Source organism: Mycolicibacterium tokaiense, from assembly GCF_010725885.1.
Classification (GTDB): domain Bacteria; phylum Actinomycetota; class Actinomycetes; order Mycobacteriales; family Mycobacteriaceae; genus Mycobacterium; species Mycobacterium tokaiense.
Genome location: NZ_AP022600.1, coordinates 5,005,422 through 5,028,379 on the forward strand (window position 1 = coordinate 5,005,422; position 22,958 = coordinate 5,028,379).

The 22,958-nt window shown below is 68.8% G+C and carries 23 protein-coding genes; 5 read left to right on the forward strand and 18 right to left on the reverse strand.

From position 1 onward, the window contains the following. The first annotated feature begins 8 nt into the window (after positions 1–8). On the forward strand, positions 9–1,922 hold the full coding sequence (locus tag G6N58_RS24440) for an ABC transporter ATP-binding protein/permease (RefSeq protein WP_115281174.1): 1,914 nt from the start codon (positions 9–11) through the stop codon (positions 1,920–1,922). On the opposite strand, the gene G6N58_RS24445 is transcribed toward G6N58_RS24440, so the two are convergent. Genes G6N58_RS24445 through G6N58_RS24465 form a run of 5 tightly spaced genes read right to left on the reverse strand, consistent with a single transcriptional unit; the run spans position 1,898 to position 5,664 of the window. Continuing rightward, positions 1,898–3,421 carry an FAD-binding protein gene (locus tag G6N58_RS24445; RefSeq protein ID WP_163908380.1) on the reverse strand — a complete coding sequence of 508 codons (1,524 nt, stop codon included), beginning with the start codon at positions 3,419–3,421 and terminating at the stop codon, positions 1,898–1,900. The two genes, G6N58_RS24440 and G6N58_RS24445, sit on opposite strands and share 25 nt — an antisense overlap. After that, entirely contained in the window at positions 3,418–3,921 is a 504-nt protein-coding gene (locus G6N58_RS24450; RefSeq protein ID WP_115281173.1) for a VOC family protein, read from the reverse strand. The genes G6N58_RS24445 and G6N58_RS24450 overlap by 4 nt, the downstream gene beginning before the upstream one ends. 47 nt (positions 3,922–3,968) lie before the next feature. Continuing rightward, a complete protein-coding gene (locus G6N58_RS24455) occupies positions 3,969–4,613 on the reverse strand; it encodes an SRPBCC family protein (protein WP_115281172.1) in 645 nt (214 codons plus the stop codon). After that, entirely contained in the window at positions 4,610–4,945 is a 336-nt protein-coding gene (locus tag G6N58_RS24460; RefSeq protein ID WP_115281171.1) for an ArsR/SmtB family transcription factor, read from the reverse strand. The genes G6N58_RS24455 and G6N58_RS24460 overlap by 4 nt, the downstream gene beginning before the upstream one ends. A gap of 38 nt (positions 4,946–4,983) precedes the next feature. Beyond that, on the reverse strand, positions 4,984–5,664 hold the full coding sequence (locus G6N58_RS24465) for a TetR/AcrR family transcriptional regulator (RefSeq protein WP_115282099.1): 681 nt from the start codon (positions 5,662–5,664) through the stop codon (positions 4,984–4,986). Between the two features lie 104 nt (positions 5,665–5,768). Here G6N58_RS24465 and G6N58_RS24470 point away from each other — a divergent pair, with 104 nt between their 5' ends. Beyond that, positions 5,769–6,209 (forward strand): nitroreductase/quinone reductase family protein, encoded by a 441-nt coding sequence (locus tag G6N58_RS24470; protein ID WP_115281170.1) that lies wholly within the window; start codon positions 5,769–5,771, stop codon positions 6,207–6,209. Here G6N58_RS24470 and G6N58_RS24475 read toward each other — a convergent pair. The 4 genes from G6N58_RS24475 to G6N58_RS24490 all read right to left on the reverse strand — a co-directional run bounded on the left by G6N58_RS24475 (position 6,206) and on the right by G6N58_RS24490 (position 10,980). Next, the gene (locus tag G6N58_RS24475; RefSeq protein ID WP_232067985.1) at positions 6,206–6,913 is read right to left on the reverse strand and encodes an Rv1815 family serine proteinase; all 708 of its coding nucleotides are present in this window, start codon (positions 6,911–6,913) and stop codon (positions 6,206–6,208) included. The two genes, G6N58_RS24470 and G6N58_RS24475, sit on opposite strands and share 4 nt — an antisense overlap. A 185-nt stretch (positions 6,914–7,098) precedes the next feature. Continuing rightward, positions 7,099–8,502, reverse strand: coding sequence for an NAD(P)/FAD-dependent oxidoreductase (locus G6N58_RS24480; protein ID WP_115281169.1), 1,404 nt, complete (start codon positions 8,500–8,502; stop codon positions 7,099–7,101). Between the two features lie 9 nt (positions 8,503–8,511). Beyond that, a complete protein-coding gene (locus tag G6N58_RS24485) occupies positions 8,512–9,435 on the reverse strand; it encodes a sterol desaturase family protein (RefSeq protein WP_163908382.1) in 924 nt (307 codons plus the stop codon). Positions 9,436–9,456: 21 nt separating this feature from the next. Beyond that, positions 9,457–10,980, reverse strand: coding sequence for a carboxylesterase/lipase family protein (locus G6N58_RS24490; protein ID WP_264036483.1), 1,524 nt, complete (start codon positions 10,978–10,980; stop codon positions 9,457–9,459). 97 nt (positions 10,981–11,077) lie between these two features. Here G6N58_RS24490 and G6N58_RS24495 point away from each other — a divergent pair, with 97 nt between their 5' ends. Then, a complete protein-coding gene (locus tag G6N58_RS24495; protein ID WP_115281167.1) occupies positions 11,078–11,410 on the forward strand; it encodes a DMT family transporter in 333 nt (110 codons plus the stop codon). Further along, positions 11,410–11,733, forward strand: coding sequence for a DMT family transporter (locus G6N58_RS24500; protein WP_115281166.1), 324 nt, complete (start codon positions 11,410–11,412; stop codon positions 11,731–11,733). Before G6N58_RS24495 ends, G6N58_RS24500 begins: the two co-directional genes overlap by 1 nt. On the opposite strand, the gene G6N58_RS24505 is transcribed toward G6N58_RS24500, so the two are convergent. Next, the gene (locus tag G6N58_RS24505) at positions 11,714–12,904 is read right to left on the reverse strand and encodes an MFS transporter (RefSeq protein ID WP_264036481.1); all 1,191 of its coding nucleotides are present in this window, start codon (positions 12,902–12,904) and stop codon (positions 11,714–11,716) included. The genes G6N58_RS24500 and G6N58_RS24505 overlap by 20 nt on opposite strands. A gap of 81 nt (positions 12,905–12,985) precedes the next feature. On the opposite strand from G6N58_RS24505, the gene malQ reads away from it, so the two are divergent. Next, complete coding sequence (gene malQ / locus G6N58_RS24510) at positions 12,986–15,148, forward strand: 4-alpha-glucanotransferase (RefSeq protein ID WP_163908384.1); 2,163 nt, start codon at positions 12,986–12,988, stop codon at positions 15,146–15,148. A gap of 78 nt (positions 15,149–15,226) precedes the next feature. Here the strand turns inward: malQ and G6N58_RS24515 are convergent, their stop codons facing one another. From G6N58_RS24515 to G6N58_RS24550, 8 genes are read right to left on the reverse strand one after another with little or no spacing between them, the layout of a single operon-like run. Then, positions 15,227–16,252, reverse strand: a complete 1,026-nt coding sequence (locus G6N58_RS24515; RefSeq protein ID WP_115281165.1) for an isopenicillin N synthase family dioxygenase — start codon at positions 16,250–16,252, stop codon at positions 15,227–15,229. Continuing rightward, complete coding sequence (locus G6N58_RS24520) at positions 16,249–16,863, reverse strand: hypothetical protein (RefSeq protein WP_115281164.1); 615 nt, start codon at positions 16,861–16,863, stop codon at positions 16,249–16,251. Before G6N58_RS24520 ends, G6N58_RS24515 begins: the two co-directional genes overlap by 4 nt. Next, entirely contained in the window at positions 16,860–17,606 is a 747-nt protein-coding gene (locus G6N58_RS24525) for an aspartate/glutamate racemase family protein (protein ID WP_115281163.1), read from the reverse strand. The genes G6N58_RS24520 and G6N58_RS24525 overlap by 4 nt, the downstream gene beginning before the upstream one ends. After that, positions 17,603–18,904 carry an allantoinase AllB gene (allB, locus tag G6N58_RS24530; RefSeq protein ID WP_115281162.1) on the reverse strand — a complete coding sequence of 434 codons (1,302 nt, stop codon included), beginning with the start codon at positions 18,902–18,904 and terminating at the stop codon, positions 17,603–17,605. Before allB ends, G6N58_RS24525 begins: the two co-directional genes overlap by 4 nt. After that, entirely contained in the window at positions 18,901–19,731 is an 831-nt protein-coding gene (locus G6N58_RS24535; protein ID WP_115281161.1) for an N-acyl homoserine lactonase family protein, read from the reverse strand. The genes allB and G6N58_RS24535 overlap by 4 nt, the downstream gene beginning before the upstream one ends. Then, a complete protein-coding gene (locus G6N58_RS24540; protein WP_115281160.1) occupies positions 19,728–21,314 on the reverse strand; it encodes an ABC transporter substrate-binding protein in 1,587 nt (528 codons plus the stop codon). Before G6N58_RS24540 ends, G6N58_RS24535 begins: the two co-directional genes overlap by 4 nt. Beyond that, complete coding sequence (locus tag G6N58_RS24545) at positions 21,311–21,952, reverse strand: cysteine hydrolase family protein (RefSeq protein WP_115281159.1); 642 nt, start codon at positions 21,950–21,952, stop codon at positions 21,311–21,313. The genes G6N58_RS24540 and G6N58_RS24545 overlap by 4 nt, the downstream gene beginning before the upstream one ends. Continuing rightward, positions 21,953–22,957 (reverse strand): ABC transporter permease, encoded by a 1,005-nt coding sequence (locus tag G6N58_RS24550; RefSeq protein WP_115282095.1) that lies wholly within the window; start codon positions 22,955–22,957, stop codon positions 21,953–21,955. It abuts the gene before it with no gap. Between the last annotated feature and the right edge of the window lies 1 nt (position 22,958).

Sequence of the window (22,958 nt, forward strand, 5' to 3'; positions counted from 1 at the left end):
GGGTGGAAATGGATACGTTCACACCGACGCTGGACTGGAGCAACGAGCTCTGGACCTCACTGTGGTGGATCGCCCAGGCCTGGGCTATCAGCGCGGTGGCGACGATGCTGGCCCTGGTCGGCATCGTCCGGTTCACGGTCTGGGGCCGGCAGTTCTGGCGGGTCACCCGCGGATACTTCGTCGGCCGCGACAGCGTCATCGTCTGGGTGTGGCTGGCCGGCCTGCTGCTCTCGGTGATCACCGGCGTCCGCCTCGCGGTGCTGTTCAGCTACCAGGGCAACGACATGTCCACCAGCTTCCAGGTGATCGCGTCGGGCCTGGGCAGCGGCGACGAGGCGGTGCGCCAGTCCGGCGGCAGCGGTTTCTGGCTGTCGATGATCGTCTTCACGGTGCTGGCGGTGGTGAACATCGCGCTGATGATGCTCGATCTCTGGTTCGCGCAGCGGTTCATGCTGCGCTGGCGGGCCTGGCTGACCGAGCAGCTGACCACCAACTGGCTGGACGGAAAGGCCTATTACCGGGCCCGTTTCATCGACGACACCATCGACAACCCCGACCAGCGCATCCAGACCGACATCGACATCTTCACCGCGGGGGTGAACTCGCAACCGAACCGACCGGCATACGGTTCGGAGAACACGCTGCTGTTCGGGGCGGTGTCGTCCATCGCGTCGATGATCTCGTTCACCGCCATCCTGTGGAACCTCTCCGGCCCGGTGACGCTGCCGCTGATCGGCGTCGAACTGCCGAAAGCGATGTTCGTGATCGGCGTCGTCTACATCATCTTCGCGACCGTCGTCGCGTTCCGGATCGGCCGGCCGATCATCGGGCTGTCGTTCAACAACGAGAGGTACAACGCGGCGTTCCGGTATGCGCTGGTGCGGCTGCGTGACGCGTCGGAGGCGGTCGCTTTCTACCGCGGCGAGCTCGCCGAACGCTCGGGCCTGCGGCGCCGCTTCGCCCCGGTGGTGGGCAACTACAAGAAGTATGTGAACCGGATGACGGGGTTCTTCGGCTGGAACACCTCCATCTCTCAGGCCCAGGAACTCATCCCCTATGTCGTACAGTTCCAGCGGTTCTACAACGGCGAGATCACCCTGGGCGCCCTGAGCCAGACTGCGGGCGCGTTCCGGTCGATCCTGGGCGGGTTGTCGTTCTTCCGGAACGCCTACGACGATTTCGCCGGCTACCGCGCCGCCATCATCCGTCTGCACGGCCTGGTGGTGGCCAACGACGAAGGCCGGGCACTGCCCACCCTCGATGTCGCCGCCAGCACCGGCGGGGCCGTCGCGTTGAGCAATGTCGAGGTCCGCAAACCGGACGGCACGCAGCTAATCCACCCGATCGACCTGGAGTTGAGCCCAGGTGACACGCTGGCCATCACCGGGGTGTCGGGCACCGGCAAGACCACCCTGCTGCGCAGCCTCGCGCAGCTGTGGCCGTTCACCAGCGGCACCCTGCGCTGCCCGGACGGTCCCAACGAGACGATGTTTCTCTCGCAGATGCCCTACGTCCCGCTGGGTGATCTGCGCGAGGTGCTGTCTTATCCGCGACACGAAGGTGAGATCCCCGACTCCGAGGTGATCTCGGTGCTCAACCGGGTGGCGCTGCCACACCTGGTCGAGCGGCTCGATGAGGAGGCGGACTGGGCCAAGGTGCTCTCCCCCGGTGAGCAGCAGCGTGTCGCGTTCGCCCGGATCCTGCTGACCAAGCCGAAGGCCGCGTTCCTCGACGAGGCCACCTCGGCGCTGGACGTCGGCCTGGAGACCATGCTCTATCAGCTGGTGCGCGAGGAGCTGCCCGAGACCATCCTGATCAGCGTGGCCCACCGCGGCACGGTGATCCGCCAGTGCGAGCAGGAGTTGGTGTTGTTGGGCGGCGGCGAATGGCGGCTGGGTCAGCGGGGCCCGGACCAGGACTGAGCAGTGGCGGCGTGCGCCCCCGCCCGCCGGGCTGCGTGATCACCGGCGCGCCTGCCGAAGAACGAACCCTCGCCCAGCTGGGTCCCGCTGGCGTAGCCCAGGCCGTCCTGGGCGATGTTGGAGGCGCAGGCCCCGGCGGCATACAGCCCGGGCACCACGCTGCCGTCCTCCCGCAGCACTTCCCCGTCCACCGACACTTTCAGCCCGCCCATGGTGAATCCCGAGTACATCGCGACGCCCAGGGACAGGTCAAAGGCGGCCCACGGTCCGGTGTCCTGGGCGGCGAGATAGGCGGGGTGCTTGTGGAAGTCGGGGTCCTGTCCCCGCTCGGCGTTTGTGTTGTACCGGTCCAGGGTGGCCGCCAGGTTGCCCGCCGGAATACCCAGCGCCGCTTCCATGTCCCCGACCGTCTCCCAGCCGTCCATGAACTTGATCAGCGGCATCTCGGGCATCTGCATGTGCGCCTCGTCGACGATCAGGTAGGCACGCTGGTCGCGCTGTTGCAGCACGAACGCCGAGGTGCGGGAGTGGTAGGAGTCCTCGGCCACGAACCGCTGTCCATCGGCGTTGACGATCACGCCAGTCAGCAGGATTTCCGGCGGGTAAGCCGCCGCGGTGATGAACAGCTGGTCCAGGTTCAGGGCCACGCCGCCCGCTGAGAGGCCCAGCGCGATGCCCAGGCCGTCGTCGTGGGGATTGCCCAGGATGTAGGGCGCCACCAGGCCGTGGTGTTTGGTCTTGCGCGGCTGGCCCAGGGCCGGGGTGTACTCGGCCACCATCTCCGCATTCATGGCAAAGCCGCCGGCGGCGATCACCACCGAGGTGGCCGTGATCTCCCCGGTGTCGCCGAAGTGCTTCCACCGCACGCCGGTGACCGCGCCGTCGCTGTCGGTGACCAAGGCGGTGGCCCCGGTTTCGTAGCGGATCTGCACACCCAGCTCGGCGGCCCGCTTCAGCAGGAGTTCGATCACCATGGCCGCGCCGCCCAGTTCGCCGGGCACCGGGACGGAGTGTCCGCGCGGCGCGGGGACGGCCTGCTCGCAGAACGGCCACACCTTTTCGTTGCCCGTGTAGGACAGGCCTTCGGTGCCCGGCGGGACCACCACCTTGCCTGGGTAGTAGCTGCGCTCGAACTGGAAGCCCAGCGCCTCGAGCCAGTCGAAGTGTTCGACGCTGCCCTCGCAGTAGGCCCGGATCTTGTCCGGTTCCGGGTCGCGGGACTGCGAGACCAGGTACTTGTACATCTCCTCGGCGGAATCCTCGTGCCCGGTGGCCTGTTGTACCGCGGTGCCGCCACCCAGATAGAAGTGCCCGCCCGCCATCGACGTGGTTCCGCCTGCGGCCGCGGCCTTTTCGAGCACCAGCACACGGGCCCCCCGGGCGGCGGCGCTGACCGCCGCGCAGCCGCCGGCGATCCCGAAGCCGATCACCAGCACGTCGACGTCCTCGGTGGAGGTGACGTCGGCGGCGTCGACGGTGGCGGGGATCTGGATGCTCATCGCTGCTCCTGCTTGATGTGGTCGAAGAAGGCCTTGATCTCGCCGGGGATCTGCGCGATCTCCAGGTAGGGCACCCCGGCTGCCGGGTCGGAGACATAGGCGAACCGCATTCCGCCCGGCATGGCACCCTGGGCCACCACCTCGGCCCCCTGGGCGTCGGCGTCGGCCAGGGCGGCCGCGAACGCGTCGGCATCAGCAGCCTCCACGCAGATGTGGTGCAGGCCAGGGCCGTGCTCACGCAGGAAGTCGCTGTAGATGTTGGCGCCGCCGCGGATCGGCTCGATCAGTTCGAGCTGCATGTCGTGGACGTAGCTCAGTGAGATCGCGGCGAAGAAGTCGGCCGGCTTGCCCCGGTAGGTGTTGCTCTCGGGTCCGAAATGCACCTGCGCCAGCCGGACCCATTTGCGTACCCCGAGCATTGCGCTCAGGGCGGCTTCGGTGGCGTCGAGGTCCGACGTCACCCAGGCGATCTGGACGGGAGTCCGGACAGGTGCGCTCATCGCTGGCAGAATAGCCCAGCACGCCGCGAAATTGAAACACGTTCTAGTTACGTCGGCGGCGGGTCCCCGCGGTAGAAGGCGATGGTGAGGTCCGCAGCGCGACGGGCCGAGGTCGCGCCCCCGCCGGCCGCCACCTGGGCGGCGTACCAGCCCTCCCCCGCATCCCGGATGTAGTCGCGCCCGGCGCCGGTGGTGGCCCACTGGTCCTCCCGGAACGACGGCGGCACGGCCGCGCCCGTCTCGAGGTGGATGGCCAACCCGAGCAACGCCAAATCCCAGCCCAGACCCACCGCGCCAGGCCCGTACTGCGGCCACATGGCGTCGTCGACCACCAGTGCGATGTGGTCCAACTGTAGACGGGTACCGTCACCGTCCTCAGCGAGTGACAGTTCGATCCAGCTGACCGCGCCGCCGAATTCCCAGGTGGCAGTGAAGGATCGGGGCGGATCACACGTCAGTACCGTGCCCGAGGCGTTGCCCTCCACCTGGTACGTGCCGCCGAGCGCCAGGTCGCCGGACACCGGAGCGAACCAGCGGGGCAGCCGCTGCGGATCGGTGCACGCCTCCCACAGATCCTCGACATCGGTGCCGTAGCGGCGCGACAGCGTCACCACCCGGGCCTCACCGGCCTCCAGGGTTCGGGTGCCGACCGCGCGGCGCACCGCGTTGACGTGGTGGTGGACCTCCATCACTGCTCCTTTCTCCGGCGGCGTCTGCCGCGGGCGATCTCGGTGTCCAGCGCGTCCAGCCGCGGCGCCCAGAATTGCCGGAACGCGTCCAGCCAGTCATCGACGTCACGCAACGCCTCCGGTTCCACCGCGTAGAGCCGCCGCTGCCCGTCCGGGCGCATGGTGGCAAAACCGTTGTCCCGCAGCACCTTCAGGTGTTGGGACACTGCCGGTTGACTGATCGGGAACTCTCGCTGGACCTGCGCGGCGATCACGCCGGCAGCCTGCTCACCCTCGGCCAGGATCTCGAGGATCCGGCGTCGCACCGGATCGCCCAGGACGTCGAAGGCGTGCACCCTATGAAGCTAAAGCTACTGCTTATATAAGTCAAGGTTTAATCAGCAGCCACCAGGTCGGTGAGCAGGCGTACCTGCTGATCGAACAACGCCTCGGCATCGGTCAGGGTGTCCGCCCCGTACTGCCCGAAGACCTCCAGGCTGATCGCGCCGATCACGCCGGCCCACAGCGTCACGCACCGCGCCACCACCGCGTCATCGCCGGTGAAGCCGAACTCTTCCCGGATACCGTCGAAGTCACGCGAAAGGGGTTGCGGCAGGCTCGCGTGACCGTTGGCCACGGCACCGGCGGCGATTCCGTCGGACACCGCCGCGAACAGCGCCGCCACCACCCGGGTGCCGGGGCCGACGGTCCGCTCGGCCGGGGCGCGATAGCCCGGTACCGGGCTGCCGTAGAGCAGCGCCCACCCCGCGGGCGCGGCCACCGCCCAGGCGCGGGCGGCGTGGGCCATCGCGCGCACCTGCTCGCGCCAATCGCTGCAGCCCCGCCGGGCCGCGTCCACCGCGTCGGCCAGCTCGGTGTAGGCATCGATCAGCAGCAGGGTCAGTAGGTCGTCACGGCTGGCGACGTAGCGGTAGACGGCCGAGGAGACCATGCCGAGTTCGCGGGCGATGGCCCGCAGCGACAGCCCGGCCGCACCCTCGGTCACCAGATGCCTGCGCCCCAGTTCGACGATCTGGGCCTCGATGCGTTCCCGGGATTCCTGCCGTTTACCCACGTCCACCAGTGTCACACAGAACGAGAGCATTGCTCTTGAAATTCGATTCCGGGCGTGCCATCCTCGATGGAGAGCACCGCTCTCATATCAAGGAGGCAAACGCCATGACCACCCGCTACGACCGACCCAATGCCACCGCCCGTGCCACCAACGCCGTGATCCGGTGGTTGGCAGAAGCCGGGATCAGCCTGGCCGGCAGCCAGGTACTGCGGGTGCGCGGCCGCACCACCGGCATCACCCGGGCGGTGGTGATCAATCTGATGACGGTCGACGGGGTCGACTACGTGGTGTCACCGCGCGGCAACACCCAGTGGGCGCGCAACGCGCGCGCCGCCGGCCAGGTCAGCCTGGGACCGCGCTGGCGACCCCGCACGGTGTCGGTGCGCGAAGTCCCCGACGATGCCAAACCGCCTCTGCTGCAGCACTATCTGCATCGCTGGTTCTGGGAGGTCAAGGGTCACGTCGGCGGACTCACACCGGACTCCGGGCCGGAGCAGGTGCGCCGGGTGGCACCGTCCATCCCGGTGTTCGAGATCCTGGGCTAGGGAGCGGGAACGGTCTCTGCCGACGCCGCGGTCACCACGCCGCCGAGACCCGCACGGATCAAGTCTCCGGTGGCCTGCCAGGACACTGCCGCGGGCAGCGCCCCCCAGGTGCTGTTGAACAGCCCGACGATGACGGCGCGATCACCGTCGTAGACATACACCGGGCCGCCCGAGTCGCCCTTCTGGCTCACCACACCGTTGGTCATGGTGAACCAGCCGTTGTTGACGCGTTCGACGGTGCCGCAGCTCTCCCCGGTGACGATGCCGAAGTGGCAGATCGGCTCACCGAGGGCGGCGACGCGGCCGGGAACCGACGCCAGCGGCTTACCGCTGGGCAGGACATTGTTCACCACCACGTTGTCGGTCAGGACGATCACCTGATAGTCGGTGATCACCTGGTCGGTGGTGACCACGGCGCCATTGGGCGTGTTGTCCTCCCACCGGGCGACGTTGCCGATCACCTGCCCGCTGCGGTCGGTCACGGCAGCGTTGGCGTAGCAGTGCCCCGCCGAGAACGCGATGCGCACCGCCGGATCGATGTAGCCCAAGGTGCAGCGGTTGACCCCCTGCAGGATTTCCATTCCCGGGAACACGGTGGGTCCGGGCTGCGCGGTGGCGGTGGGCGCCACCGAGGCGGACACGACCACCGCGGCCATGAGCATCAACAGCCAGCTGGCGAGATTCGCGGGGAAGCTGCGACGCATCGAGGGCTCCGATCGGTCCGGGGTCGACTTTCACTCGGGTATCGGCAGCACCACCACAAACCGTTACCGAATCTCTACAAAGTCAAGTACCCGATCGGCGTGTCGCATATTCCGGATTGATATCGACGCACTTCAGGCCGCACGGGGCCCGGAACCGGGGTCACGGCGCGTCGGTCACGCCAGAGTCACGAGTCGAAGCCCAGTCCCACCGCGTCCAACGTCTTCAGCAGGACGTTGCGCCGCCCGGCGTTGTGATCCGCGCGGTCCAGTGACCACCGGGTGGCCTGGATACCGACGCTGGCCAGCGGCTCAGGCGGGAACGGCAACGGCTTCTTGCGCACCATTTCCAGTTGGGTCCGGCGGGTGCGGGCACCGTCGAGCAGATCCAGGCAGACGTCGGCGGCGAACCTGGTGGCCCCCACACCCAGGCCGGTGAAGCCGTTGACGTAGGCCACCCGGCCACCGTGCGCTGTCCCCCAGTGCGCGCAGAACCGGGTATTGGTGTCGATGGCGCCGGCCCAGCGGTGGCTGAAGCGCACGTCTTCCAGGGCCGGGAAGGTCAGGAAGAAGTGCGACGCCAACCGGCGGTAGGACGCGGTGCGGTCCTCGTAGGCCGGGTCGACCCGGCGGCCGAAGTGGTAGATCGCGTCGTACCCGCCGAACACGATCCGGTTGTCCGCGGAAAGGCGGTAGTAGTGGAACTGGTTGGCCGAGTCGCCGATGCCCTGTCGGTTGCGCCACCCGATGCGGTCCAGCTGCTCACCGGACAGCGGTTCGGTGGAGAGCACATAGTCGTACACGGGCACGGTGTACAGCCGGTTGCGCTTGACCAGGCTCGGGAAAACGTTGGTGGCCAACATCACTCGCGCTGCGCTGATCACGCCGCCGGGGGTGGTGACCGAACAGCCGCCCGCATCCGACGACAGCGCGCGCGCCGGAGTGTGCTCGAAGATCGACACACCGGCCTCGGTGCACGCGCGGGCCAGTTCCAGCGCCAGCTTGGCCGGGTGCACGATGGCGCAGGTGTGTTCTTCGAACAACCCGGCCAGATAGGTCGGCGAGTTCACCTGCGCACGGATGGCGTCGCGATCGAGGAAGGTGCCGTGCGACTCGGCGGCGTCGCGCAGCCAATCCACCTGATGCGCCTCGGTGGCCACCGCCAGCATGCCGGTGCGTTCCCAGTCGACGTCGAGCCCCAGCTCGGAGATGTCGGCCTGCATGCCGTCGAGGTTGGCCAGGCCCAGCTCGTCCAGCTCGGCCAACTCGTCAGGCCAGCGGTTGCGTCCGTTCTCGGCGCCGTGGGTCAGGCTGGCCTCGACGAATCCGCCGTTGCGTCCGGATGCGGCCCAGCCCACCCGCTGCGCGTCGATCAGCGCGATCCGGGCCCCCGGGTTGCGCTGCGCGGCGTGCAGGGCCGTCCACAGCCCCGTGTAGCCGGCGCCCACCACCAGCAGATCGCAGCGCAACGGCGCATCCAGGCGCGGGTAGTGCTGCCGCGGCAGGTCCAGCCACATCGACCCCAACTCGCTGTTCGCCAGCGAGCGATCGATCAGCGCGGGGTCGACGTGACGGTCGAAGACGGTTTCCACAAGCGCAGGTTACGCGGGGGGCACAGGTGCAGCAGCCTGCCGGGGCGCCCAGCCGGGCGGACCGAACACGAACCCCAGCCGGTCCCGCCATCGACGCGCCCGGGCCACGTCGCGACCGATGGCCACGTACTCGCGGGTCTGCAGCGTCCAGATGTTGAAGGTGTTCACCGGTGTGGTCAGCCCGTAGTGCGGCCGGAACAGTTCGTCCTGATAGCTGCCGAAGAGTCGGTCCCAGATGATCAGGATGCCGCCGTAGTTCTTGTCCAGGTACTCCGGGTCCATCCCGTGGTGTACGCGGTGGTGCGACGGGGTGTTGAACACGAATTCGACCGGCGCCCAGAGCTTGTCGATACGTTCGGTGTGCACCCAGAACTGGTAGACCAGGTTCACCGAGAAACTGGCGAACACCATCCACGGCGGTACGCCCAGCAGCGGCAGCGGGACCCACATGAGGATCTCGCCGCTGTTGTTCCACTTCTGCCGCAGTGCGGTCGCGAAGTTGAAGTACTCACTCGAGTGGTGGGCCTGGTGGGTGGCCCAGATGATGCGCACCCGGTGGGCGATCCGGTGGTAGGCGTAGAACAGCAGGTCCACCCCCACCAGCGCGATCACCCAGGTGTACCAGGCTGTCGCGGGCAGCTGCCACGGCGCCACGTAGGCGTACAGCGCGGCATACCCCAGCAGCGCGACGAACTTCCAGCCTGCGGTGGTGGCCACCGACACCAGTCCCATGGAGATGCTGGCCCAGGCGTCGCGGCGGGCGTAGGAGCCCGCGGCGGGCCGGTCCTGTTCCAGGTGCTCGAGTTTGCGCGCCGCGGTCCACTCCAGGATCAGCAGCAGCAGGAAGAACGGCACCGCGAACAGCACCGGATCCCGCATCGGCGGTGGGAGCACCGCCAGCGCCTCGCCAACACCGGCGACGATGCCGTTCATGGCGCGAGCTTAGAGCACCTGTCACCGGAAGCTGAGGATCTCATCACCCCAGGCCGCCCGGATCCCGGCGTCCAGGTCGTCGACCACCGTGTCCTCGCGGTCGATCACCAGCGTGCGGCGCGCCTCGGCGTCGTAACCGGCCCAGTCCTCGCCCGGCGGTCGGCCGTGCGCGAACTCGGTCCAGCGCGTCCGCATCCGCTCCGACACCGCGGTTCCGGCCTTCAGACCGCCCAGCTTGAAGGTGATGTCCCGCGGTCCCATCACCAGATTGCCCCACACGTAGGGCAATTCGGTGGCGTGCGCCGCGCCCAGGCGCAGCACCCGCAGCATCGGGGTGGTCCAGTCGAAGCGGTACAGATACACCGGGGCCACCGTGGCGTGCCCTTCGGCGAACCACACTGTCGGCATCCGGAAGCCGACATCGCGGGCCACGTGCAGACCCAGGGTCCGGGTGCGGATACCGGAGTAGGCGGAGCCGATCTCGGCTTCGGAGGGCAGTTGCAGGCCGGGCTGCTCGGCGGCGATCTCGTCGAACATCGCCCTGATGGTGGCCGGCGCGATGGGCATCAGCGGCGACCGCATCCAGCGGAACAGTGCGGCCTCGTCGCGATTGGTGCCGATCAGCAACGGGACCGCCGAGGTGCGGCCTTCCCGGCCCAGCTTCACCGGGTAATCCGGGACCAAGTCGCCGTCCATGGTCGGGGCGAAGGCCAGGGTGCCGGGCGTGGTGCTGGGAACGTGGTCGAAGACGTACATCGAGGCGTCGACGAGTGCTTCGAAAGGCACCGTCCTGGCCTCGTCGGCCGTGACGCCGGCGTGGTCCAGCACCAGCTGGGCCACCGTGTGCGCCCGGCTGCTGCTGTAGATCGAGGTGGCCGGCGAGCTCTGGGCGATGGCGCGGTGGAACAGTCCCGCGGCGGCCGGCGCGGCCAGCAGCGTGGTGATGATGCCGGCCCCGGCCGACTCCCCGAACAGGGTCACGTTGCTCGGGTCGCCGCCGAATGCGGCGATGTTGTCGCGCACCCATTCCAAGGCGCGCAGCACATCCCGCAGCCCGAGGTTGGTGTCGAACTCCGGCCCGAATCCGGACAGGTCCAGGAACCCGAACGCCCCCATCCGGTAGTTCAGCGTCACCACCACCACGTCACCGCCGGAGGCCAGCACGCGGCCGTCATACAGCGGCTGGCTCGCCGCGCCGAAGATGTAGGCGCCGCCGTGCACCCAGACCATCACCGGAGTGCTGCCCGGCTCAGCGCCCGAGGGGGCCCAGACGTTGAGGAAGAGGCAGTCCTCGGCGGCCCGCGTTCCGGTGCCCAGGGGGATCGGACTCTTGGGCTGCGGGCTGATGGCGCCGAATTCGACCGCATCGACCACCTCGGTCCACCGCTCGGGAGGTTGCGGGGCGCGCCAGCGCAGATCACCTTCGGGAGCGGCCGCGTAGCGCAGGCCTTTCCATGTCTTGACCTGGCCGTCGTCCATCCCGCGGACCGGCCCGTACACCGTCTCGACCGTCGGTCTGGTGACGGTGGAGTTCACAACTGTCACAGCTACCTCCTTGTAAGCCTCGACATATCCAACGTACTGGTCGGTAACATAGATCCCGCTCCGTAACAGATCACAGTCGCGGATACCCTTGGCGCCCGTGCGGAAATGGGCCCTGCTCGGCGGGGCGATCTCGACCGAGGTGGTGGCCACCCTGTCGTTACGGGCCTTTCAGGACCACTCGGCCTGGCTGGCCGTCGTCATTCCCGGCTACGCCCTGTCCTTCGTGTTCCTCACGTTCGTGTTGCGGGCCGGGATGCCGATCGGCGTGGCCTACGGCATCTGGGCTGCCGCCGGTACCGCGTTGACCGCGGGACTGGCCGCGGTGATCTTCGCCGATCCGTTCACCTGGCCGGTGATCGCCGGCATCGGCCTCATCATCGTCGGTGTGCTGCTGGTCGAATTCGGCTCCCACGCCGGGGTGCGGCCGTGATGTGGCTGGCGCTGGCCGGCGCCATCGTGATCGAGGTCGCGGCCACGCTGGGGTTGCGGGCGTCCAATGGGTTCCGGAACAGGGCCTGGCTGATCCCGGTGGTGACCGGCTACGTCGTGTCGTTCAGCATGCTGTCGTGGTCGCTGTCACTGGGCATGCCGGTAGGCATCGCCTACGGGGTGTGGTCGGCGTGCGGCGTGGCGTTGGTGGCGATCATCGCCCGCTACCTGTTCGCCGAACCGCTCACCCGGATGATGGCTCTGGGCATCGTGTTCATCGTGGCCGGAGTCCTCACCATCGAGATCATCGGCGGAACCCACTAGCCTTCGGCCTCAACACCCCGGCCGCCAGCAGGATCAGCACACCGGCCACCGGCACGATCAACAGACCGATCCGCAAGCTGGTGGCGTCGGCGACCGCGCCGACCAGTGGCGGCGCCCCCAGGAATCCCACCCTCATCAACCACGTGACCACGGTCAGGCCGGTGTTGGGCGGCACGCCGCGCACGTTGTCGGCCGCATGGAAGGCGGCGGGCACCACCGTCGCCACCCCCAGACCTGCGGCGGCGAACCCGGCGATGGTGCCCGGCACGGTGGGCCAGGCCAGCGCCAACCCCATGCCGGCACCCGCGAGCACGGCACCGCTTCGGGCCACCGTCCGTTCCCCGAAGCGGTCCACCACCCGGTCGCCGAGCAGTCGGCCGACGAACTGTGCGCCCATCAGGGCGATGAAGCCGAAGCCGGCGATGGCCGCGGGCGCGCCCAGATCCTCCCGCAGGTACAGCGTGGCCCAGGACTGGCCTGCGTCCTCGACAGCCGCACCGGCGATGGCCAGCACCGCCAGCACCACCAGCACCAGATACGCCATCGTGCGCCGCTGCTCACCGGGGTCGGCCGAGGCGACCGGGCCGGCTGCGGGCACGTCGTGGTCCGGGCCGTGCAGCAGGAAGCGGTAGCTGGCCAGGCTCATCAACCCGAAGACGCCACCCGAGATCGCCAGCTGGACGGCGATGTCGAGCCCCAGCGCGATCGCCGCTGATCCCATGGCGCCGCCGAGCACGGCCCCCACCGACCAGACGGCGTGCATCGAATTGATGATCGAGCGGCCGTAGCCGCGCTGCACCCGCAGCGCGTGGGCGTTCTGCGCCACGTCGGTCACCGCGTCGGCGGTCCCGGCCATGAACATCGCCAGTGCGAACGCCCATGCCGCGGGCGCCAACCCGGCCACGAAGGTGAAGGTCGCGATCATCACGCTGCTGCACACCGCCACCCGTGACGAGGTGAACCGTCGGATCAACGCGCCGGCTGCCAACCCCGAGAGCATGGCGCCCGCCGGGAACGCCGCCACCGCCAGTCCGAAGACGGTGTTCGACATCTCCAGGGACGCTTTGATCTCCGGATAGCGCGGCACCAGGTTGGTGAACATCGCACCGTTGGTGAGGAACAGCACGCCCACGGCGATGCGGGCATGCCGGTCGGCGGGTGCAGGAGACACGTGGAACCATTGTGCTGCACCGGTGCGCGGGCGATCACGGTGAGTCCCGCGCTGCGGTCGTGGCCGAGTTCACCGACCAGGATGGGGAATGTGACCGCTGTGGATGCCGGACTCGTCGACCTCGCGAACCGTTTCGGGGTCGCCACTGCCTACACCGACTGGACCGGCCGCACGGTCGACGTCCCCGAGTCCACGCTGGTGTCGGTACTTGCCGCCCTGGGCGTCGACGTCGGCTCGCCCGAATTGCGGGCGGCGGCGGTCACCGACCAGGAACGCGCGTACTGGGCCAGGCCACTGCCGCCCGCCGTCGTCGGGCGGGCCGGGACCGACACCACCTTCTGGGTGCACGTCACCCACGGCGCCGACGCCCACGTGTGGGTGCGGCTCGAAGACGGCACCGTGCGCACCGGCACGCGGCAGCTGGACAACTTCACCCCGCCCTTCGACCTCGACGGCCGCCTGGTCGGGGAAGCCACGTTCGCGCTCCCCGGCGATCTGCCGCTGGGCTATCACCGGCTGCATCTGCGCTCCGGCGACACCGAGACCAGCACTGCCCTGATCGTGACGCCGCGCTGGCTCGGGGTGCCCGCCCGGCTGGGCAACCGCCGCACCTGGGGTTTGGCCACCCAGCTCTACAGCGTGCGGTCTGCCCGGTCGTGGGGGGTCGGTGATCTGACCGACCTCACCGATCTGGCAGTGTGGTCGGGCGCGCGGCACGGCGCCGGCTACGTCCTGGTCAATCCCCTGCACGCCGCCGAGCCCACCACGCCGATGGAACCCTCGCCGTATCTGCCCACATCCCGGCGGTTCGTGAACCCGATCTACCTGCGGGTGGAGGCCATCCCGGAGTACGCGGACCTGACCAAGCGCAGCAAGGTGCGGGAACTGCGTGACGAGGTGCGCAAGCGCGCCCGCAAGCACGACAGTATCGACCGGGACGCCTCGTGGTCGGCGAAGCGCAAGGCGCTCAAGCTCATTCACCGCGTCGAGCGCACCGCCGGGCGCGAGCTGGCCTATCAGGCGTTCCGCACCCGGGAGGGCAAGGCCCTCGACGATTTCGCGGCGTGGTGTGCTCTCGCCGACAGGCACGGCGCGGACTGGCACCAGTGGCCGGAGGCGCTGCGGCACCCCGACTCCCCCGCGGTCGCCCGGTTCGCCGACAAGTACGCCGAAGCGGTGGATTTCCACCGCTGGTTGCAGTGGCAGCTCGACGACCAGCTGGCCGGCGCGCAGTCCGCCGCCGTGCGTGCAGGGATGGCGCTGGGCATCATGGCCGACCTCGCCGTGGGGGTGCATCCCAACGGCGCCGACGCCTGGGCGCTGCAGGACATCCTGGCCCTCGGTGTCACCGCGGGCGCACCGCCGGACGAGTACAACCAGCTGGGCCAGGACTGGTCCCAGCCGCCCTGGCGACCCGACCAGCTGGCCGAGGCGGAGTACCAACCGTTCCGCGCGCTCATCCAGGCGGTGCTGCGCCATGCCGGCGGGGTGCGCATCGACCACATCATCGGCCTGTTCCGGTTGTGGTGGATTCCCCAGGGCGCGTTGCCCACCGAGGGCACCTACGTTCGCTACGACCACGAGGCGATGATCGGGATCGTCGCACTGGAGGCGCACCGGGCCGGTGCGGTGGTGGTGGGTGAGGACCTGGGCACCGTCGAACCCTGGGTGCGGGACTACCTCGCCGAGCGCGGACTGCTCGGCACCTCGATCCTCTGGTTCGAGACCGATCACCAGGGCGCCGGCGGTCCGCTGCCCGCCGAGCGGTGGCGCGAGTACTGCCTGTCCTCGGTCACCACGCACGACCTGCCGCCCACCGCGGGCTATCTGGCCGGCGACCATGTGCAGCTGCGGGAGTCGCTGGGGTTGTTGACCCGCCCGGTCGAGGAGGAACTGGCATCCGACAACGCCGCCAAGGCGGCGTGGATCGCCGAGCTGCAGCGGGTCGGCCTGCTGCCGGGTGGGCCCGGCATCGAGGAGCCGACGCCGGAGCAGACCATCCTGGCGCTGTACCGCTACCTGGGCCGGACGCCGTCGCGGCTGCTGTCGGTGGCCCTGACCGATGCGGTGGGCGATCGCCGGGCGCAGAATCAGCCCGGCACGATCGACGAGTATCCCAATTGGCGTGTGCCCCTGACCGATTCCCGTGGCAAGCCGGTGCTCTTGGAGAAGATCTTCGACGACCCGAACGCCGCGGTGCTGTGCGAGGCCATGCACTCCATCGTCACGCCCCGCACCACCTAGACGTCCACACTGCATTCAGCGCGAAGAAGTGCGAGTGACGGGCGCGCTGAGTGCAGTGTGAACGGGATCGACGACGCGCTACGCCTGCAACGCCTGTTGCCCGAAGGAGTTCACCGCCAATGACCCCTCGGGCAGCACGACCTCGCCGGCCTCGACGCGTGCCCGCAGATAGGCGAAGGTCTGCGCCGTCTGCGCGAACAGGTGCTCGCCTGCGCGCAGCGGTGTGCGCACCGGAGCTCCTGCGGTGACGAACTGCGGCAACGGTTTGACCTCGGTGTCGTAGTCGACGTTGAAGAACAGCGGGAACGAGTACCGTTCCTCGCGCACCTTGCGCACCCGGTGGCTGGTGGCGACGAACGCTCCGTTGGTCCACAGCTCGAGCATGTCGCCGATGTTGACGACGTAGGTGCCCTCGATGGGTGGGACGTCGATCCACTCGCCGTTGCCGTTGAGCACCTCCAGCCCGGGGGCGGTGGGCTTGAGCAGCGTGAAGCACTCGTAGTCACTGTGTGCACCGATGCCCAGGGCGTCTTCGGCGTCGGGGTTGAACGGATAGTGCACCAACCGCAGCTGACTCGGGGTCTTGGTGGCGTGGCGGGTGAAGGTGTCGGGGTCCTCCCCCAACGCGACGGCGAACGCCCACAGCAGCTTGTGCCCCACCTCGAGTACAGAGGTGTAGTAGGCGGTCACCGCCTCGGCGAAGCCGGGCAGCTCCGGCCACGTGTTCGGCCCCAGCATGGGATTGCCGGCCAGGTAGTCGGGGTCATCGGCGGGAAGGTCCAGCGCGGTGTCGAAAGCCTCTTTGAGATCGGGCTTCTCGCCGTTGAGTCCCTCTTCGCCGACGGGAACGTAACCGCGATGACACTGCGACAACCCGATGTAGGAGCGCATCTTCTCATCGAGCGGCAGCGCGAAGAACTCCTTGGTGGCGGCCAACAGGGCGTCGAAGCACGCCGGCTCGATGTCCGCACCGCTGATGTAGAAGAACCCGACATCGCGTGCAGCGCGGCCCAATTCGGCTGCCACCGCTTCCCGGTCGCTGAGCTGCTCTGAATACAGTCCACTGATGTCGATGACGGGCACCGAGGTGAATGCTGCAGTCATGGTGTCACTTCTCCTTCGCTGTCGAGCACAGTCCATGTCTGGGAGGCGCGCACCGTGAGCGTGCGGTCGTGCACCCGCGGCGCCAGATCGGTGCCGCAGTGGCCGGAACCCGAGGAGTCGGTGATCTCCCACCGCTGTCCGGTCACCGCCCCCAGGGAGATCTCGGTCCCGGCGCCGGTGTGTGCGGCCCATCCGAACAGGTCGCCGACCCGCAGCAGCAACGCACGGGCACCGCCGGGACCTGCCAGCGTCAACGCCCAGCGGGGCCCGGCGACGGGATGCAGCACCCAGTGCTCGACGTAGTCGGCGTGCACCCCGGTCTCCACCAGAACCCCGTCGTCCCAGTGCATCCGGCCCTCGTCCGGGAATTCACCGACAGGCTGCAGGCCGGTGAAGCGGTCCCAGGTGAACACCTCCCCGCTCTGACGTAGCCACCCGGCGAAGCCGTCCTGCGCCGCCGGGTTCGCGGGCACCGGTGTGCGCAGGTCGACGAACGCGGTGAGGCCCTGTAACCAGCGCACATCGCTACTGGTGTCCCGGGATCCGTCGGCGTCGATGAGCAGCGTGCGCCGCCACAGCCCGGTGCACTCCGACATCCGCACCCCGGTCACAGCCCCAGCCCCAGCGCCGTCGACAGCGGCCACTGGCTGCGCGGGTTCGGCGGTGTTCCGCCGCCCACCTTCCTGGCCTGCAATCCCAGTCCCACCAGCGACTGCGCCAGCACCACTGCGGCAGCCACCCCGTCGATCGCGGGGACACCCAGTCGCGCCGTGATCGCTTCGGTCACCCCGGCCATGCCCGCGCACCCCAGGCAGATGACGTCGGCGCCGTCCTCGTCCATCGCCCGTTGCGCCTCGGCCACGATGGCGTCCACCGCGCCGGACGGATCGGCGTCCACCGCGGCGGTGCCGAGGCCGCACGCGCGCACCGAGGCGCAGTGGGCGGACAGGCCCGCCAGCAGCAGACGGTCCTCGATGGCCGGGATGGACGCGGCCAGGGTGGTGATCACCGAGAACCTGCGGCCCACCAGATGCGCCAGATGCACGGCAGCTTCGGCGATGTCGAGCACCGGCACGGTCAGCAGTTCCTGCAGGGCGTCTTTGCCGTGTTCACCGAACCCGGCCAGGATCACCGCATCGAAGTCGAAGCTGCCGGCGTCCAGCAGCCGCGCGGTCAGATCCAGGACCCCGACCGCGCAGAGGTAGCTCTCGGCGGCCGAGTCCACCGCCTCGGCACCGAACAGCGGTGACCTCGTGACGATCTGAGTGCCGGGGGCCGCCGCCGCACGGGCCGCCCCATCGATCTCGGCCGTCATGCTGGCCGAGGTGTTGACATTGCACACCAAGATCCTCATGCCGCGACCACCGCATCCACTTGCCGTCCGGCCACCCACGTCTGCAGCACGGCGCCGTCGAGATGCCTGCCGTGATAGGGCGTCACCGGATGCCGGTGGTGCAGGCGGGTCGCGTCCACCGGCTCCGATGCCGCGGGGTCGAAGACGGTCAGGTCGGCGCGGGTGCCCACCGCGATGCGGCCGCGGTCGGTCAGTCCGGCCAGCGCCGCGGGTTGTGCGGCCATCCACCGGCACACCTGCGGCAGTGTCACCCCGCGCCGGCGCGCCTGGGTCCACACCGCCCGCAACCCCAGCTGCAGGGAGCTGATGCCGCCGAAGGCAGCTCTGAAATCACCGGCCGGCTTGAGGTGCGGGGCGCACGGCGAATGATCCGACACCACCATGTCCAGCACCCCGCCACCCAGCGCGGCCCAGAGTCGTTCGCGGTTGTCGGCCTGGCGGATGGGCGGACAGACCGCGTATTCAGTTGCTTCGCAAGGGATCTGCGCGGCGTCGAAGCTGAGGTAGTGCGGGCAGGTTTCCGCGGTGACCGGCAGTCCGTCGGCCTTGGCCGCAGCCAGCAGCGGCAGCACCTCGGCGCTCGAGACATGCACGATGTGGGTACGCGCACCGGTGCGGCGGACCTGCTCGAGCACCAGTGACACCGCACCCACCTCCGCGGCATCCGGGCGGCTGTGCAGGAAGTCGACATAGGCAGGGCCGCCGATCACCGCTCCGGCGGGCAGCAGCTCGGCGTGCACCAGCAGGACCGAGTCCAGCGTCGCCACCGCCTCCATGGCGCGGCCCAGCTGATCGGCGTCCAGCGGCGGGAAAGCCGCGTTGCCGGAGTCGGCCAGGAAGCACTTGAAGCCCAAGCAGCCCGCTGCACGCAGCTCGGCCAACACCTGCGGGGTGTCCACGTTCTCCGGTACCACCCCGCCCCAGAAACCCACGCTCACCCGGCAATGGCCCTCTGCGGCAGCCCTCTTGGCAGCCAGAGCGGCCGTCGAGGTGGTCACCGGATCGCAGTCCAGCGGCATGTCCACGATGGTGGTCACCCCGCCGGCGGCGGCTGCCGCCGTGGCGGTGGCGAAACCCTCCCAGTCGGTGCCGGGATCGTTGACGTGCACATGGGTGTCCACCAGACCCGGCATCAGGACGGTGCCCGGCGGCGTCGTCGCCTGCCGGCTGATGCTGTGGGTGCCAGGCTCCGGATCGAGGACGGCGATCACACCGTCGCGAATCCCCACCGACACCGCCCGCACCGCACCGTCGACGACGGCGTTGTCGGCGTGCAGTACCAGGTCGAGGTGGCTCACCCGAACCTCTCGTGGAAATGCTGCGTCATCTCCGGCCACGCGTGCGGATCGTGGCCGGGGATCAGCGGGTAACCCTTGGCCGCCGCAATGCTCTTGAGCCGGCGGATGGGTTCCACGGTCTCGTCCGGTTCGACGCCCACAAACCCGCCGATGGCCAGCTCGTGGTCGATGTTCTCGGTGAGATCCGCGGCGTCGAAGGCGAATACGTATCCCGGCGGTCCGCCGTCGGCGACAGACTCGTCGAGTTCCACCACAAAGCTCTGGTGCCCCGGGGTGTGGCCGTAGGTGGGCGCCGCGGTGATGCCCGGGGCCACCTCGGCCTCACCGTCGGCCAGTCGCCAGTCGATACGCGGGTCGTCGAAGTCGATCCGGAAGATGGCGTGCTTTTCCACCTCCGGGTCGCCTGACAATCCGAACTCCAGTTCGCGGCGTTGCAGGTGCACCGGGATCCGGCCGGAGAACAGCTTGAGGCCCCCGGCGTGGTCGACGTGCAGATGCGACAGCCCCACCAGGTGGATGTCGTCGATGTCCACGCCGATGCCGGCCAGGCTCTCCTCTATCGGCTCCCCTGGCCCCGGCAGCAGCGGCTGGTACTCGACGGACGGGAAGAATCGCCGGCGCAGGTAGGGGTCTCGGATCAGGGCTGTGTTGAACCCGGTGTCCAGCAGCACCCAGCCGCCGTCGGTCTGCAGCAGCACACCCGGCACCGGCTCGCGCATCCGGATGTCCTCCGGCGCACCGTGTACCGACACCGACTTGGGCAGATCCTCCCAGCCCAGCGTCAGCAGCACGATGCGCCGCACCTTGGCCTTGTGGACGAGCGTCATTGCGCCGTCAACGTCGCGATGCGCAGGGTGTTGGGGTTGGTCACGACGTGTGAGTCCTCGATCCCCTTCAACCAGGGCTGGGCCACCATGAAGTCATCGACGTCGGCGACGTTCATCCAGCACCCGGTCTTGACGGCTTCCAGTCCGGCGGTCGAGAACGGTTCCGGCGCACCGGTGACCAGGCCCTCGGCCAGCGCGTCGGTGACCGGGGGCGCCGAGCAGCCCAGGTAGTTCAATCCGCCGTCGGGGTCCCAGGAGATGTGCCCCCAGGTGTACGGCGACGGGGCATCCGGCCATGCCAGGGCGGTGAAGACGTCCGGCGCAGACATGCCGTCACTGCCGATCCAGCCGTAGATCTCCGAGGTCGGATAGCTCTGCACGGTGGCGGTGAGGCCGGCGGCGGCCAGCTGCGTCTGGATCAGGTTGCTGATCAACTGGTTGTCCGGATTGGAGGAGTCGTAGCCGATCACGACGGTCTTCTGGTCGGCGGGCAGGCCGGCGGCGATCTCGGTCAGCTTCGACGGGTCGTGGGTGATCTCCTGCTTGGCGAACTGCGCGTCAAGCATGTTCGGCGGGTAGATCTGCTCGGCCACCTTGCCGCGACCGAAGTAGGTCTGCTGCACCAGCGCCTCGGCGTCGATGGCCTGCAGCAGCGCCGTGCGGTTGGCCTGGTCGGTCAGCATGCCCTTCTTCGGGTTGAGGTAGAGGTAGTTCGACATCATGGTCGGCAGCGAGTAGTTGGCGAACTTGTCGTCATTGATGTACTCCTGTACCGCCGATGACGGCAGATCGTGCAGGATCGCCGCGAGCTGTCCGTTGTTGAACTGCAGCTGCTGGGCCGAGACGTCGGTGATCACCGGGATCTCGACGGACTCGAAATAGGGCGCCTCGCCCCAGTATTCGGGGTAGGCGGCCATGGCGTAGCGGGACCCGACTTCCGCAGCGGTCAGGGTGTACGGCCCGGTGCCGAGGTCGTTGGTGGTCAGATAGCTCTGCGCGAAGTCGTCGCCGCCGTGCTCGGCCAGCCCGGTGGGGCTCAGCATCCGCGGTCCGTACGGGCAGGCGATGTAGTCGAGGAACGCGGCGTTGGGCGCCTTGAGCGTCACCGTGACGTCGTAATCACCCTGCGTCGTGACCGATTCGATGTCGGCGACCATGTACGACGGGCCCTGGGCGACGGCCAACCGGCGATCGAAGGACGCCTTGACCGCGGCCGAGGTGAACGGGGTGCCGTCGTGGAACGTCACCCCCTCGCGCAACTTGAAGGTGAACACGCGGTGGTCCGGGGACTCCGTCCACTCCGTGGCCAGCAGCGGTTCGATCTCCGGGGTTTCGGTGCCCGCCTTGTACTGCAACAGCCCCTCGTAGATGTTGGTGGTGAGCAGCAGACCCTGGCCTGCGTAGAAGATGTCCGGGTCCGGCGGTTGCCCCGGGTCCTGCAGGAACGACAGGTGCAGCACCTTGTCGGTGGGGGCCGCGGCCGGCTCGCCACCGCCGGAGTCGGATCCGCCGCAACCGGCGAGGGTGAGCATGACGGTGGCAGCAGCTGCCAGCATCACCCGGACACGAGGGGGTGTGATCATCGAGCGGCTCCTTCGAGGACGGCAGGACTCAGGGCGGCGAATGCGTCGAGGATGTCGGTGGAGGTGCGCACAGCCCCGGTCTGCAGGTACTCCATGGCGTCCAGTGCGGCGTCGTGGCGCTTCTGGGACGAGCCACCCACACAGTCGGACACCACCCGTACGTAATAGTCGCGCTGGTGGGCGTCGGCGAAGGTGTAATGCACGCACACGTCGGTCAGGCCGCCGATCAGGATCAGCGTGTCCGCCTTCAGGCCGCGCAGCACGATGTCGAATTCGGTTCCGATGAAACCGGAATAGCGGCGTTTGACGATGTGGAACTCGGGGCGGCTGCCGTCGAGAATCGGCCGCAGGCTGGGTTCCAGATCGGTGCCGGGTTGCCCCTCGACGCAGTGCACCCCTTCGGTGCCGTCGAGTTCACGCCCGAAGTCCACCCCGCTGGGCCGGTGCACCTCCTGGAAGAACACCACCGGCAGGTCCGCGGCGCGGGCGGCGGCCAGCAGACGCTGCGCCACCTCGACCCGATCGGCGTGACCGGGCATCACCGGGATGCCCGCCTCGTCGGAGGTCATCGCCCCGCCTTCCTGGATGTCGACGACCACCAGGACCGGGTTTCCGACGATCAATGGTTGTGTGGGCACTTACCCTCCTGTGACTGCGATACGTGGATCCGCGGCGGCCTGCAGCAGGTCGACGGCGGTGTTGATGAACACATAGAGCGCGCCGAGCATCAGCGTCACCCCGGCGATGGCCGGGAAGTCGGCCACCGGGATGCTCTGCGCGATGTACTGCCCGATGCCGGGCCAGCCGAAGACCTGCTCCACCACCAGGACACCGGCGAACATCAGCCCGACCTGCAGACCGGTCATCGACAGCGCCGCGCCCACCGAGTTGCGCAGCACATGCCGGGCCAGGATGCGGGTCTCCGAAAGCCCTTTGGCGCGTGCGGTTCTGGCGTAGTCACTGTCGATGTCCGACAACAGGCTCGAGCGCAGCACCCGCCCGATGGCCACCGCCGGGCCGATAGCGATCACCAGCGCCGGCAACAGCAGGTGGTGCAGAGCGTCGAGCACCACGTCGATCCTGCCGTGCAGCAGTCCGTCGACGGTCAACAGCCCGGTCGGCCCGTCGGGCGCACTCGCGACACCACTGCGGCCGTTGGCCGGGACCCACCCCAACTGCTGGTAGAACACGATCAGTCCGAGGATGCCCAGCAGGAACATCGGCGCCGACGCCCCGGTGAACAGCACGGCGCGCAGCACGCCCGACCCTCGCCATTTCAGCGTGGTGGAGAAGGCCAGCAGCGCCGCCAGCACCAGGGCCGCGGCCATTCCGAACAGTGCCAGTTCCAGTGTGGCAGGCAGGAAGTCACCCAGATCGGAGGCCACCGGATGCCGGGTGCGGTAGGACGTGCCGAGGTCGCCCTGTACCGCGGAGGTCAGATAGTTCCAGAACTGGCTCAGCAGTGGGTCGTTGAGCCCGAGTGCGTCGCGGCGGGCGGCCACGGCGTCGGCGGAGGCCTGGGCACCCAGCTGGGCTTTCACCGGATCCAGCGGCGAGATGTGCTGCAGGATGAACATCACGCCGGTCAGCGCGATCAGGATGGCGATCATGGCCGCCACCCGGGTCACCACGAAAGTTCGCACC

Coding starts and splice junctions, on each gene's coding strand:
- G6N58_RS24540 (WP_115281160.1), bottom strand. CDS start 21,314: ATGATCACACCCCCTCGTGTCCGGGTGATGCTGGCAGCTGCTGCCACC.
- G6N58_RS24485 (WP_163908382.1), bottom strand. CDS start 9,435: ATGAACGGCATCGTCGCCGGTGTTGGCGAGGCGCTGGCGGTGCTCCCA.
- G6N58_RS24440 (WP_115281174.1), top strand. CDS start 9: ATGGATACGTTCACACCGACGCTGGACTGGAGCAACGAGCTCTGGACC.
- malQ (WP_163908384.1), top strand. CDS start 12,986: ATGGGGAATGTGACCGCTGTGGATGCCGGACTCGTCGACCTCGCGAAC.
- G6N58_RS24445 (WP_163908380.1), bottom strand. CDS start 3,421: ATGAGCATCCAGATCCCCGCCACCGTCGACGCCGCCGACGTCACCTCC.
- G6N58_RS24450 (WP_115281173.1), bottom strand. CDS start 3,921: ATGAGCGCACCTGTCCGGACTCCCGTCCAGATCGCCTGGGTGACGTCG.
- G6N58_RS24470 (WP_115281170.1), top strand. CDS start 5,769: ATGACCACCCGCTACGACCGACCCAATGCCACCGCCCGTGCCACCAAC.
- G6N58_RS24500 (WP_115281166.1), top strand. CDS start 11,410: ATGTGGCTGGCGCTGGCCGGCGCCATCGTGATCGAGGTCGCGGCCACG.
- G6N58_RS24515 (WP_115281165.1), bottom strand. CDS start 16,252: ATGACTGCAGCATTCACCTCGGTGCCCGTCATCGACATCAGTGGACTG.
- G6N58_RS24475 (WP_232067985.1), bottom strand. CDS start 6,913: ATGCGTCGCAGCTTCCCCGCGAATCTCGCCAGCTGGCTGTTGATGCTC.
- G6N58_RS24535 (WP_115281161.1), bottom strand. CDS start 19,731: ATGACGCTCGTCCACAAGGCCAAGGTGCGGCGCATCGTGCTGCTGACG.
- G6N58_RS24525 (WP_115281163.1), bottom strand. CDS start 17,606: ATGAGGATCTTGGTGTGCAATGTCAACACCTCGGCCAGCATGACGGCC.